The organism is Paenibacillus cellulositrophicus (genome assembly GCF_009363095.1).
Lineage (GTDB): Bacteria > Bacillota > Bacilli > Paenibacillales > Paenibacillaceae > Paenibacillus_AQ > Paenibacillus_AQ favisporus.
Map to the genome: position 1 here is coordinate 629,256 of NZ_CP045295.1, position 12,351 is coordinate 641,606.

Sequence of the window (12,351 nt, forward strand, 5' to 3'; positions counted from 1 at the left end):
CGGAGTGGATGGATCATCCATTGGGGGTATCCACAATTAAACCGATGATTTTCGGAATTCCGCTCGTATCGCGAACTTCGAAACCGTCTTGGAGCTGGGTCGTCATCGAGCTGTAATCGGAACCGGAAGCGGACGCCGACTCGAAATTGAACGGGCCGATGCCAAACGTTGCTTTGGCGGACCATTGGGTTTGCGTCGTTGTGTTGGTCCAGTCTTTGGATGAGAATCTCAAGTAAGGCGCGTATCCTAGGACGACTCCCTTGACGACGATATTCATAAGTCCGGATTCGTCCCAGAGCGGTTTACCTGCAAACATGCTGCCCTGCGGCCAGTTGGTGTAATCCTTATACGTGGACAGCAGTCCTTCGAAGAACCAATCCCCCGGGTTGATATTCACGGTAATCACATCTTGATAAGTGATCAGAATATCGTAAGAATAATCCTCTTTAAACTGTGTGGATCCGGAATCATTGGTGCTCCCGCCAAGCCAGAACCAGTCGATGGGGATGCCCACGTTGGCACTGAATTTCCATGAGCTGTCCCTTTCGGTCTGCTGCTGATCATTTAATGCGATTTGTACGTTTGCCTGCTCAGCGAACAGCGGACCTCCGTTCTTCGTTGCGATGCCATTTTGCTTGATAAGCCATTGCCGGACGTCTTTAAGTTCGCTCGTTTTAAACCGGGGAACACTTGCTGTCGTATCGTTCTCCTTGATCGTCATTTGGAACTGAGCCGTTTTTTGCAGCTCATCCGCAGAGTGAGGCTCGAAAGGATCGGCGAGTGCGACCGCTTCGGTCGCATCGGCCAGCTCCTGGTAGCCGGGTCCGAACTTTTTCAGCAGCAGGGCGTTCAGCTGTTCAGTCATTCCGCCAAGCAGGGCGCCGTATGTCGTTTGCAGCGATTCTACCTTTGCCTTATAATCTTCGGTTCCCATTTGCTGGGTTCGGAAGTTAGCCCAGGTCGGATCCGGCGGGTTGGTAAAATACACGCTGCATGCTTTTCCCGTTGAATCGAGCTCCGCACAAACTTCGTTCAGCCAGTCCGAATAGATGCCTTGGTTGATTTTGGAAATGTCGCTGCTGAGGAGCGCGATTTTTGACCGGAGATCCTCGATTTGCGTGTCCAGCGGATCGCCCGATCCCCCGCCGGAAGACGAGCCGCCGCTTCCCGAATCGCCGCTGCCGGCAGGGACGATATCCCGGACCCATTGCTGGTAAATATCGAACAGCTTATTATTGAACGCGCCGCTCCACGTTAACCCCCAGGAAGGGATCGTATTGCCTACATTATAGGCGTCCGTCAGAGCGACGACTTCAGTCTCGCTGCCCAGATGGGAGTCCACCCGTCCGGCCGCCGCTATGAAATTTTTCGGATCGCTGCCCGGCAGATGCCCGGATATCGCTTGAACGAACAATTGCCAAAAACGTGCCTGGTCCTGCGCCACCGCATTATTGCTCATCACCATTACGCCTCCCCAAACAGCTCAGCTAAGCCCTCAAATTCGTTTTCCTCATTGCCTTGAATTTTATCGTCAACCGGATTTGGATCCTCTTGAACATTTTCCTCGTTTTGATTGATTTCTCCGTTTTCGTTCATGTTTTCAATGCCTTGCTCCATCGCCTGAACATCGCTTGCCGGCGGCAGCTGCTCGTTATTAATGAAGTCGAGTCCCTGCTCATTGTTGAAATTTTCCGGCTGCACATTGTCGATATTGTCCACAAACGAACCGTTCTCCTCGAGTGCTTTCGGATCACTGGATTCCTTGATTTCCTCTTTGGTGCTGTCGAGCTTCTTCTCGACTTCCGGTTTATTCGGTTCGTTCGGCTTTTTGATTTTTTCTACGAATTCCGATATAGCCTTAAACCGCTTAGGCACAGAGGCGATGAAATCCACGACGAACACCGCAGCCATAAAGTAACCGAGGTATTTCATCGCTTTATCAACGACGGACAGCTGTACGGATGGCGGAGTAGGGCACGATTTCCGATTTCCGTCGTGACTGCCCGAAGAACCTTCCGGCGGCTTGCCGATCCGTCCAAATATGCTTTCCTTCTTTTCAGTGCCGTCGCTGTTGGAATACGTAATCGTACCGAAAAACTCATTGCCGACGTATGCATCTTTATCGTCTTTGGCTGCCCGGGTAACCTGACTGAATGTCAGCTGACCCGAATGATTCACCGTAAAGTCATCCTTCGTCCAGCTGAGTACGCCGTCCTTGTAAGTGACTTTATTCAAGTCTTTATCCAGCATATCGCTGCCAATCGAGATCCCATCGAGGCTGTCGTAAATAATGACTACGGGTCCCGTATCCGTTTTGCCGTCGGATGTGGTCATAACCGTATTGCCATAAATACCTGTCCAGAACTTCATGTCTACATTCCGCATCGCTTTAAAAGAAGCGTTGACCTGCTTCGCGGTACATGTATAGCCGTGCTGAGCCAGGAATTGATCCGGCGCCGACGTATCGGTATCCGTTGCCTTTTGCATCGCATCCTGCCAGCCGGCCAGAAGCGCGGTCTTCGCCAGGATGTCCTGGACGAAACGGTCGGACTCCGCATTCGGTTCGCTTTCCTTCAAATGGTCTTCGTAAAAATCGGTACGGGTTAGCTCAAGCACATACACTGAAGTGGTTTCATACCCTTTTTGCGCCAAAAAGTTGTTGATGATTTTGAGCTTTTCCTTATATACGGTCTCTTTGTCGCTGCCGGCCGGGGGATTCGCGTCGATTTTCGATTTGATATTGGCCAAGAGCGAAGTCCACTGCTGCTTCAGCACCTGGTTGACCTGCAGGTCAGATAAGAACAGCATCGCGTCCGCCTGCATTTTCAGCTTATCCGGATCCGTCGTATTTGGATCAAAGATTGAACCAGCGTCCGTTCCGTTTAAATTGGTGTTCACCGTCGTCACTTTTAAATTCCTCCTTCGATTCGGTTATGCTCTCAACGCCTCCATCATAACGGGCATTCCTTGCTGTCGATAAGTGACTGAAGTGTACATTTTGTCATATGACCGGGATATGACGAAAGTAACTGTTCGAGATTCTGGTTCACCGATATACTTATGGAGATAAAAAACACCGCTTCCTTTGAAGAGGAAACGGTGCTGGTGAGAAGTTCATTTTCATTAGTTTACAGCCTCCAAGGCATGCTTCAGCAGCAGGATGGCCTTGGTCCGGTCATTCGTCCCGATTTTCTCATAAATCACGCTGATATAGTTTTTCACCGTCCCTTCGGTGATGTACAGCGTATCGGCAATTTCCCGGTTGTTCTTATGTGCTGTAATCAGCTTGGCGATCTCAAGCTCCCTCGGGGTCAGCCCATAATCGATTCCGGGCTGCCTGGGGGCTGCTGCTGTGCGCATACGGGCAGCAAACTTGGCCGCCAGCTTGGAGGGCAGCATCAGCTCGCCCCGAACCGCCTCTTTCAATGAATGAATCAGTTTGTCGGATGAGAAGTCTTTGAGCAGGTAGCCGGACGCTCCGCTGGCAAGACCCTCGATAATATAATCTTCATTGGTAAACGTCGTTAAAATCAGAACAATCGTCTCCGGGCTAGACTCCTTAATCAGCCGGGTCGCCGTAATCCCGTTCATCACCGGCATTTCGATATCCATCAACACGAGCTGCGGCCTCAAGCTCTTAGTAAGCTCATAGGCGGTTTGGCCGTTGTCGGTTGTCGCTACAACCTCTATATCGGATTCCAGATTAAGTATAGTCTCAAGGCCTTCCCGCACAAGCGTCTGATCTTCTGCGATAAGTATCGTTAGTTTTGACATCATTGATCCTCCCTTCTACTTGGCAGTGTGAGCACCAATAGGCAGCCTGCACCTTCATTGGTGCCGATCCGGAAGGTTCCACCCCTTCGGCGGATCGTTTGCCGCATCATGGTCAGACCGAAACCAAGCCGATCCGATGCAAATGGCAAGCCGTTGTTCTCCAGGGTGAACCGGACCGAGCCGTCCTCTTCCACCAGCTCGAACCGAAAATGCGTACACCGGCCATGCCTGATGCCGTTCGTGATTCCTTCCTGCAGCGCATGGCGGATCAGCTTTTCCGCTTCCGGCTCCAGACGGCCATCCGTGATTTCAATGATGTGCTCCAGTGTCACCCCAGCGTATTTTTCCGAATCTTCTACGATCTGCAGCAGGGAATCCTGGAACGAGGATGCGGCCGCTGCTTCCTCGCCCAGCATATGTACCGAATTCCTCATTTCATGGAGCCCTTTGCGAACCAATTCTGACGCTAGATTCAACTTGTTGACCGATTCAGGGGCGCTCATGGATAACATTTTCAGACCGGCTTGAAGCTGAACGATGCTCGCCGTAAGAATATGCCCCACATGATCGTGGATTTCACCGGCAATCCGGTTGCGCTCGGCGAGGACCGAGACTTCGGACATCGCTCTTGCCCGCTCCTCAAGCGAATGCTCCAGCTCAATCGTTCTTGCTTCAACCTCGCGCTCCAGGGTCTGGTTCCAGCGGACCAGCTGCAGATGCAATTCCAGCCTGGCCAGCAGCTCCTGTTTGTCGACAGGCTTCACAAGATAATCGTTGCCGCCATGCTCAAAGCCTGCAACGAGGTCGGTCATTTGACTCTTGGCGCTGAGGAAAATCATCGGCAGCTCCCCGGAATTGTAATGCCGGCGTATCTCTTGGCCCACCTGAAGCCCCGACACAAACGGCATCATCACATCCAGCAGAGCGATGTCCGGCTTGTAGCCGTTCCTGATCCATTCCACGGCTTCTTGCCCGCTTCCCGTTGACTTAAGAGCATATTTCCCTCCGAGAAATTGCAGCAGCACCTGGACGTTGATCGGGTCGTCATCGACGATAAGCACTGAAGGCAGATGTATCCGGGCTTCCGCGGGTTCCGCGGTTGTCCGGATCATGCTCCAATCCGTATGCCGATCCTGCACCGCGGTGTTCTGTGAAGGGAGCGCCGTCCTCGGTTGTATCCGCGGCGTTTGCGGCATCGCCAGCGGAAGTGAAAAGCTGAACGTTGAGCCTTCGCCCAATTTGGACACCACTTCAATCTCGCCTTCATGCAGTTCAATCAGCTTCTTCGTAATAGACAGCCCAATACCGGTTCCGCCCTGCTGAGGACCGTTCATGGGATGGACCTGCTCAAACGATTCGAAAATGCGGGACAAGTCCGACTCAGCAATGCCGATTCCCGAATCCTTGATCTGAATTTTGGCTTGACCGTGCGACTTGCGTCCCGTGATCGTGACGGTTCCGGATTCCGTATACGCAATGGCATTGCCGATCAAGTTATGCAATATTTGCTGGAGCCTGTTCTCGTCCGCTATTACATACAGATCGTCCGGCAGCTTATTTTCCATATGGAGTCCCTTGTTTACTGCCAGAGGCTTAAGGACTTGAAGGGTCAGGTCGACGGCAAGGCGCAAATCCACCGTCACTTTGTGCAAAGTAATCTCCTGGTGTTTGAGCTTAGAGAAATCCAGGATGTCGTTCACCAGATGGGCCAGCCTTTGCCCGCTGATTTTCATGAGCCGCAGCAGCTCGATCACGGGCAGAGGGAGCTTGCCGGAGCTTCCGTCGATCAGCGAATCCGCCAGTCCGATAATGCCATGCAGCGGTGTCCGGAGTTCATGGGATGTTTTGGCTAGAAATTCATCTTTCAGCTTATCCAGTGTCAACAAGCGCTCTGATAAGCTCTCGACCTGGGAGAAAGCACGGGAAAATTTTTTGGATATAAGCAGGGATTGCATAAAAACAAAGCTAAGTACGCCAAATTGCAGCAGTGCCGGGGTATCCAGAATGCCTTTCCGGTTCAGCGTATCATTCAGTGCGGTCACGAAGATCAAACTAAACCCGAGGATGAGCAGCAGAGACCCTTCCTGGCGCTGACGGGCGATCCGGTAAGAAGCATAAATGGCGTACAGCACGAGGCCAATCGAATAAATCTCAAAGGGCAGCAGCGAATAATCGTAAATCCGTATATCCGTGGTAAGCACAAGCAAAGTCAAGATGAGGGTGAACATTTGGGTAACGCGTCGAACGGAACGCGACAAATATTGAGGAAACAAATAATAAATAAATGAGATCAAGAAAAACTCGCCCACGTAAACCGTTAAATAGGAGGCTTTGGCGAACCATTCCCACGAAAAACCGGGAAGGATCTCCAGAATGTATCTCGAACCGACCAGCATCGTTCGAAAGGCGATGCACATGCAGAACAACCCGAAATACAGCGGGGTAACATCTTTTCGCCTGAATCCATACAAGAACAGATGGTAGACTCCCATGACAAGCAGCGCCCCGATAACCAGGCTGTCCTGAACCAGCTCTCCTGACCTCTCCTTCCGAAGCAGCTTGGCATCTCCCAGCTCGAGAGAATTGTTGATTCCTCCCTTGGGATAAGTGAAATTGGACACCTGGATCAGCAGTGTCAAGCTCCCTTCCGGGCTGGGTCTAACCGGTACGACGATGGAGGCACCATACTTTGGAGATGTGTTTTCGGGCGTCGTTCCGGGTTGTCCGGATGAAGCCTCAAGTTCGTCATTCACCCACAAAGCGTAAGAAGAATACACATTCCGCAGTTTAATGGCCACATCATCCGACGGGTGAAGCCCGCGAATCACCATACGATACGTTGCATAGCCGTCCGCCGGAAGCGGTGATCCGTTCAGCCTGTGATTCGTCCAGTAGCCGGGAACTTCCACATATCCGCTGACCTCCGGTGATGTTGCGCTCTGCATATCCTCCGGCCAGAGGAGCTGCTTCCAGTAAAATTCCCAAGTCCCATTCAGTTCGATGGATCCGTCGCTTCTAAAGTCCCATCCGGAGAGCTGCATTTCGCCGTTCTTCACAGTCAGCGAAGACGAAGCGGAGATTACCGCCGGATTCCAGGCTGCAGTGAAGACCAGCACAGCAAATACGGCAGCCCTGATGCGGCGACGCCAACTCATGCACGAAACGAAGAGGCGTCCAAGTAAATTTCGTCGCCGAGTCTGGCGTTTCCAAGCAATGACAAACGATGCTTCGATGTGAAATCTCTAGGTTCGTAACTGTTAGGCGCTTTGGTGGAGGACAGCAGCTTGAGCTGGATATACGTTTCAGCTAACAATTTGCTGCAAAAGAAGTCGCGGAAAGAAGAAGTTATCCCGAACTTTCCCTCTATAATTTCCCAATACATTCTTTTCTTGTCGGGAAAAACTGCACCATGCACTTCTTCAATGAAGCGATCGAGCATAGCCTGCATCTCCGGTGTACGATCAGTTTGAAGCTGACGGATTGCGAAAATCGAGTCATAATGGTTCCCGACGTCCGTAGACAGGCGGTCACGAAGCTTAACGAGCTGGGGACCGGATTTCTTGACATGCAGCCAAGTATCCTCCAGATTATCCAGTGACGTGGATTCCCACAGCAGCGCTTCACCCTCCGGCGCCCGGACCACCATCGCCACGTGCGACCATGGACAATGCTCAAGCTCTTCGATCCGCTGACTGCCTTTGGCGACGCCGTGTGCCAGCAAAATATCCCCCGTTTGCAGCTTAGGTTCAATTTCTTGATAAGTAACCGTTAACAATTTCATCCAGACCCCCTGCCGGTATATGAAATACCTAATTTTTTCCTTCCATGTTTATAGTAAACCCAGCCTGACAATTGTCAATAACTTGATAGAACTGGGTGTTACCATTACTCCAGAATGCTTCGCAGAGGACGTGAACACGCAGCAAAAAAACCGCCTGCGTAGAGGCGGCTTCGTTGTCTGGATTAAACTCAGGACATTTCCCGGATACGCCGCTCCGCATCACGGATTACGCGTGCCATATTCGCGGTCATCATGTTATCGGCTTGATCGAAACCGATGTATTCATAACCGTCTACCTCCGGCTTCGCCTGACCGCTGTATCGGTCAATAAACATAGAGGTACAGGCCATTTCCTCTATCGGAGGGAGAAATTCCGTTTCCCATAAGAATAGATGAAGGTTTTTGGCTCGGTTATACGGGAAAACGCCTAAATCCTTGATTTGATCCGGTAGAATGTTAAGTCCGCTTTCTTCCCGGACTTCCCGGCATGCGGTCTGCTCCGGTGTCTCTCCCTCCTCCGGCATACCTTTTGGCAGATCATAAAACGTATTGCCCGTGGAATGGCAGGCGAGGAACACGGTACGGTTCGTGATGATGACTCCGACGGATGTTGCAGGCATATCCACATTTTCCTTTCCTGGCGTGGATTATTTATTTTATCCATACGATGCTGCTGTATAAGTATCTATTCTAACCGTTTCTGAGTGATTATTATCGTTTTTCAAATCCCCGCAAAGTTCATTCTCATTGAGTTCATCCAATCCGCAAGTACGCCCCTTGCCCGATGCAGCCTTGCCCTGACGGCGCCTTCCGAAATTTCAAGGATTTCCGCGATTTGCTTGACCGACAGGTCCTGATAATAAAACAAATGCACAACCAGTCTTAGCGTATCGTTTAACCGGTCAACAGCCTCCTGCAGGTCGCTCGTTTGATGATCTGCGCCATGAGCAGCGATTGGGTAGTTCGTTTCAGGAAGCTCACCCATCACGATGGTTCGTTTTCGGAGCCGCAGCACTTGATTGCATTCGTTGATCAAAATCCGGATGATCCAAGTATTGAAAAATTCGTGCTTCTTCAACGTATTTAATGACTTATATGCCTTAAGCAGCGTTTCCTGGATTGCATCCGCACAATCCTCGTCACGCTTCACAATAGACTTGGCCAAGCCGTACAGCCGTGATTCCAGTTGGCGTATAAGCTTGACAAAAGTATCGAGATCGCCCTCTTGAGCTTTTTTGACATCCACTACCATATCCAGCAAATTGTTTTCTCTCCTTTTCAAGCAGCATCATTAAGATGGATCGGCCGCATAAAGCGTGATTTGGATTTGACACCAATACAAAGGACCAGCCGAGACGCTTTCTGCAGCTTGCGCTCCTTCGCGATTTAGAATCGGAAAGCAAACTTTCCTTTTATGCGAAGCAGCTTCTCCCCTTGATTTAAGTTATAAATTCAATAAATATTTATAAAAAAATCCATATCTTGAAACATTTTCATATTTAACGACGTCTAGTGCATGAATACCAAACCATTTGGATACAAGACACAGGAGGGAAAACAACAAATGAAAAAATGGAGCTCTATCACCTTATCGGCCGCCGCCCTTTCGCTGCTGCTGTCTGCTGCCCCGATCTATGCGGCACCCCAATCCATGCCTGCTGAAGCGCAAATCGAAGCATCTTCCTTAAGCTTGGATCCTGCAGTTGAAGCTCAATTGACAAAAGTCCTGAACAAACTCTCAGGCAGCACCAAGATCGAATTTACGAGCGTGGATAAGGATGCAAACGGCCAGCCCCTGTTTATTTACGGAAAACTCAGCGGTCAAATCGATGCCGAGTTTAACCAGCAGTATAATCCGGCAAAGAAACGGGTGGAATCGACCAGCATCATCTATAAATCTTCGAATACCAATGCGATTATCGGTGCAGCCCTGGCCAATAAAACGACTGCCTTCTTGAAAACCTATGACACGGATCACAAGTTCAAAACAGAAGCCATCTGGCGTGTTTACTCCCCTTACCAGGATAATGCTCCCCGAAATTATTGGGTTCTCTGGGGGAACAACCAGAGCCTGTACATCGATCTGGATCAAGCGAACCAAATATCGGCAAGCATGACTTATTCATTAGCCTCCGTCAAAGCACAGCTTGCCAATAAAGCGAATCAGTCCCTGAAGACGCTGGGCATCAGCCTCACCAAATCGTTCGAATATGTGCTGCGCGAAAAAACCGGGGACAAGAAGTTTGTATGGAACTTCCGGGACGATGATGATAACAATCACGTCGTCATCGGGGCAAAAACCGGTAAGGTCTGGGAGATCCAAAATTTACTCGGCCAGGATTGGACGAACGACCAGGACTTCGCCAAATCCTTTGCCAAACCCGTTCTCAGCAAAAACCAGGCCCTATCCGCGATCAAGCCCAAAGCCAAGGCTGTGTTCGGGATTCAAATGAAAGGGTACTCGGTGCAAATCAAGAAGAACGAATACATCTTTACAAAGAAAGGCGCAGCCACCATTACCGGAAAGATTAATAAAAAAGGAAAGTTTTATTTCCTTCAGATGACACCGGTGAACGGCATTCGAAACTGATCTCCGGCAGGAGCCTTAGGGCTCCTTTTTTGCTGCCAGAGAACGGAAGAGCCAGAACGGAACATGCTCAGGTCAAAATACCCTAACAGAGTCGTCCATCCCCCTTACCTGTTCGGCGCAATCCGCCGCGCACACTGATGACCGATCCACACGACAGGCAGCACGGTAGCAGCACCAACGGGGATGCTCCAGGCGAGGTCTGAGCCATATACCAAGCCTGCATCCAGCAGGCGGTAAAATAAGTACATTGAATACGGCAGTGTAACCAACACCGCGGTCACCACGCCAGGCGTATATCTCCGAAGGTATATACTCTGCCCCACATGCGTAAATACATGGATAAGCATAATCGTATTAAAGCCTGTAAACAGAAGCATCCAATGATGATCGGCGGCCAAGTATGTAAAAGGGATAAACAAGATAAATTCGAAAAATACGGCTACGGCAAACTGGGAACCGGTGATATTGGAAAAATCTTTGAGGATCCGGCCCGCGCGGTCAGGGACGATCCGGCTGACCTGATCATAATTTCGCCTCATCCAGCCTTCCACCGTAATGATTTCTTCAAAATCGTGAATCATAAATGCAGCAAGAAACAACCAAATGAGCGAATTGATGCTCACTGCTTCGTCGATAGCTTCTAACATGCAAGCTCCTCCCCCGTTTCTGACAAAGTCTCGCTAAATATATTATGGAATTGGATGCATGTCTATCGTTAAAACAGCCGCCCTTTCGGGCGGCTGTTCGCGCATATTCGCTCTATTCGCTTGTATTCGCTTTTTGATCGTTTTTGTGCCTACAGTTGTGCAGCGATTTTATATGCCGTTTGCTCGCCGTTAGCGATACAATCCGGAATGCCGACGCCATAATAGGAACATCCGGCCAGATAGATGTTCGGGAACCGCTCGGCCATTTTCTGTTCCAGATCCTTGACGATGCTGTGGTGCTTGATATGATAATTCGGCATCACATTATGCCACTTCGTGACCTCGTGGGTAACCGGCTCGCCGGTAATCCCCAGGCTCTTACGGATATCTTCCAGCGCAACGTTCAGCAGCTCTCCCTCGCTTAGCTGAACCAGCTCATCGTAGCGTGGATTGCTGCTTTTGTAAAAGAGTCTCACGAGCAGCTTACGTTCACGGGAGGTATGCTCCCATTTCCGGCTTGTCCATGTGCAGGCATTGCACGTAATGTCGCTTCCATCGGCCGTAATAAAGCCCGTGCCGTCTGCTGGCAGTTCGGCATCCGGTAGATCGAAACCGACGTAAACACTGATCATGGAGCTGTTCTTCAACTGGTTGAATTCCTGATCCAATACCGGATCCGCAAGCAGCTGCTGCGCCGCATAGTGCATCGTGCCGAGCACCACATAGTCAGCATCAATCACGCGGCCGTCTGCCAGCGTCACCGCATAACGGCTTCCATCCTTGGCCACGGATTCGGCCCGTACCCCCTTCACGATCTCCGTTCCGGTCAGCTGCTGCTCTAAGGCATCAATCAACGCTGAAACACCGTTTTGGAAGGACATGAACTTTTTTTGCCCGCCGCTTTGAAATTTTGCGCGATTTTCGGACAGCCCTTTGATCAGGCTTCCGTATTCGTTTTTATAATCGATCAAGTAAGGCAGCGTTGATGCGATCGTCAAATCGCTCAGTTTGCCTGAATAAACGCCTGACAAGACGGGCGCGATCTGCTTCTCCACGAACTCCTTTCCAAGAAAGGCCTCCAGAAACGCACCGACCGAATCATTTTTCGTGAAATGCTCATTGGGGGTATACAGGTCTTTCAGGGCTTCCACCTTGCCCTCCGCGGATACCAGCTCGGTTGTGGCAAGCGATTCGATGCTGGTCGGAATCCCAAAGACGGCATCCTTCGGTATCTGCTTCAGCCTGCCGTCCGTATAGATGTAGGAAATACCCGTCGCATTATAGACAACCTGATCCGCCAGGTTCAGCTCCTGAATCAGCGGAGCCACATTCGTTTTCCGGGTCACAATCGAATCGGCACCGGATTCCATTGTAAAACCGCCGTCGTACACGGTCCGCATTTTTCCGCCCAGCGTCTGTTCCGCTTCAACGAGAATGATGTTCGCCGGCTCCGTCTGCCCGCTGTATTGATTTAAAGTTCGGCGCAAATAATACGCGGCTGACAGCCCCGTGATTCCCCCGCCGATAATGACGACTGTTTTCAAGACGCTTCACTCCTG

At 50.6% G+C, this 12,351-nt stretch carries 10 protein-coding genes; 1 reads left to right on the forward strand and 9 read right to left on the reverse strand.

The window, feature by feature from the left end:
* Nucleotides 1-13: 13 nt before the first annotated feature.
* From GCU45_RS02790 to GCU45_RS02820, 7 genes are all read right to left on the reverse strand, one after another.
* Nucleotides 14-1,459 (reverse strand): hypothetical protein, encoded by a 1,446-nt coding sequence (locus tag GCU45_RS02790; protein ID WP_152397989.1) that lies wholly within the window; start codon nucleotides 1,457-1,459, stop codon nucleotides 14-16.
* A 5-nt stretch (nucleotides 1,460-1,464) separates the two neighbouring features.
* Nucleotides 1,465-2,907, reverse strand: a complete 1,443-nt coding sequence (locus tag GCU45_RS02795; protein WP_152397990.1) for a hypothetical protein — start codon at nucleotides 2,905-2,907, stop codon at nucleotides 1,465-1,467.
* A gap of 216 nt (nucleotides 2,908-3,123) precedes the next feature.
* Nucleotides 3,124-3,774, reverse strand: a complete 651-nt coding sequence (locus GCU45_RS02800) for a response regulator transcription factor (protein WP_076164392.1) — start codon at nucleotides 3,772-3,774, stop codon at nucleotides 3,124-3,126.
* A complete protein-coding gene (locus tag GCU45_RS02805) occupies nucleotides 3,774-6,929 on the reverse strand; it encodes an ATP-binding protein (protein WP_244364408.1) in 3,156 nt (1,051 codons plus the stop codon). The genes GCU45_RS02800 and GCU45_RS02805 overlap by 1 nt, the downstream gene beginning before the upstream one ends.
* Entirely contained in the window at nucleotides 6,926-7,555 is a 630-nt protein-coding gene (locus GCU45_RS02810; protein WP_152397991.1) for a hypothetical protein, read from the reverse strand. The genes GCU45_RS02805 and GCU45_RS02810 overlap by 4 nt, the downstream gene beginning before the upstream one ends.
* Nucleotides 7,556-7,743: 188 nt before the next feature.
* Complete coding sequence (locus GCU45_RS02815) at nucleotides 7,744-8,175, reverse strand: NUDIX domain-containing protein (RefSeq protein WP_152397992.1); 432 nt, start codon at nucleotides 8,173-8,175, stop codon at nucleotides 7,744-7,746.
* Nucleotides 8,176-8,276: 101 nt separating this feature from the next.
* The gene (locus tag GCU45_RS02820; protein WP_152402735.1) at nucleotides 8,277-8,807 is read right to left on the reverse strand and encodes a sigma-70 family RNA polymerase sigma factor; all 531 of its coding nucleotides are present in this window, start codon (nucleotides 8,805-8,807) and stop codon (nucleotides 8,277-8,279) included.
* Nucleotides 8,808-9,119: 312 nt separating this feature from the next.
* On the opposite strand from GCU45_RS02820, the gene GCU45_RS02825 reads away from it, so the two are divergent.
* The gene (locus GCU45_RS02825; RefSeq protein WP_152397993.1) at nucleotides 9,120-10,145 is read left to right on the forward strand and encodes a hypothetical protein; all 1,026 of its coding nucleotides are present in this window, start codon (nucleotides 9,120-9,122) and stop codon (nucleotides 10,143-10,145) included.
* A 104-nt stretch (nucleotides 10,146-10,249) separates the two neighbouring features.
* Here the strand turns inward: GCU45_RS02825 and GCU45_RS02830 are convergent, their stop codons facing one another.
* Together GCU45_RS02830 and GCU45_RS02835 are read right to left on the reverse strand one after the other, a co-directional pair.
* The gene (locus GCU45_RS02830; protein WP_152397994.1) at nucleotides 10,250-10,792 is read right to left on the reverse strand and encodes an HXXEE domain-containing protein; all 543 of its coding nucleotides are present in this window, start codon (nucleotides 10,790-10,792) and stop codon (nucleotides 10,250-10,252) included.
* A 149-nt stretch (nucleotides 10,793-10,941) separates the two neighbouring features.
* Nucleotides 10,942-12,336 (reverse strand): protoporphyrinogen oxidase, encoded by a 1,395-nt coding sequence (locus GCU45_RS02835; RefSeq protein ID WP_152397995.1) that lies wholly within the window; start codon nucleotides 12,334-12,336, stop codon nucleotides 10,942-10,944.
* Between the last annotated feature and the right edge of the window lie 15 nt (nucleotides 12,337-12,351).

What these genes read in the sequence shown, in the direction of transcription:
- GCU45_RS02825 (WP_152397993.1), top strand. Translation starts at nt 9,120, where the DNA reads ATGAAAAAATGGAGCTCTATCACCTTATCGGCCGCCGCCCTTTCGCTG.
- GCU45_RS02830 (WP_152397994.1), bottom strand. Translation starts at nt 10,792, where the DNA reads ATGTTAGAAGCTATCGACGAAGCAGTGAGCATCAATTCGCTCATTTGG.
- GCU45_RS02820 (WP_152402735.1), bottom strand. Translation starts at nt 8,807, where the DNA reads ATGGTAGTGGATGTCAAAAAAGCTCAAGAGGGCGATCTCGATACTTTT.
- GCU45_RS02805 (WP_244364408.1), bottom strand. Translation starts at nt 6,929, where the DNA reads ATGAGTTGGCGTCGCCGCATCAGGGCTGCCGTATTTGCTGTGCTGGTC.
- GCU45_RS02810 (WP_152397991.1), bottom strand. Translation starts at nt 7,555, where the DNA reads ATGAAATTGTTAACGGTTACTTATCAAGAAATTGAACCTAAGCTGCAA.
- GCU45_RS02800 (WP_076164392.1), bottom strand. Translation starts at nt 3,774, where the DNA reads ATGTCAAAACTAACGATACTTATCGCAGAAGATCAGACGCTTGTGCGG.
- GCU45_RS02790 (WP_152397989.1), bottom strand. Translation starts at nt 1,459, where the DNA reads ATGAGCAATAATGCGGTGGCGCAGGACCAGGCACGTTTTTGGCAATTG.
- GCU45_RS02815 (WP_152397992.1), bottom strand. Translation starts at nt 8,175, where the DNA reads ATGCCTGCAACATCCGTCGGAGTCATCATCACGAACCGTACCGTGTTC.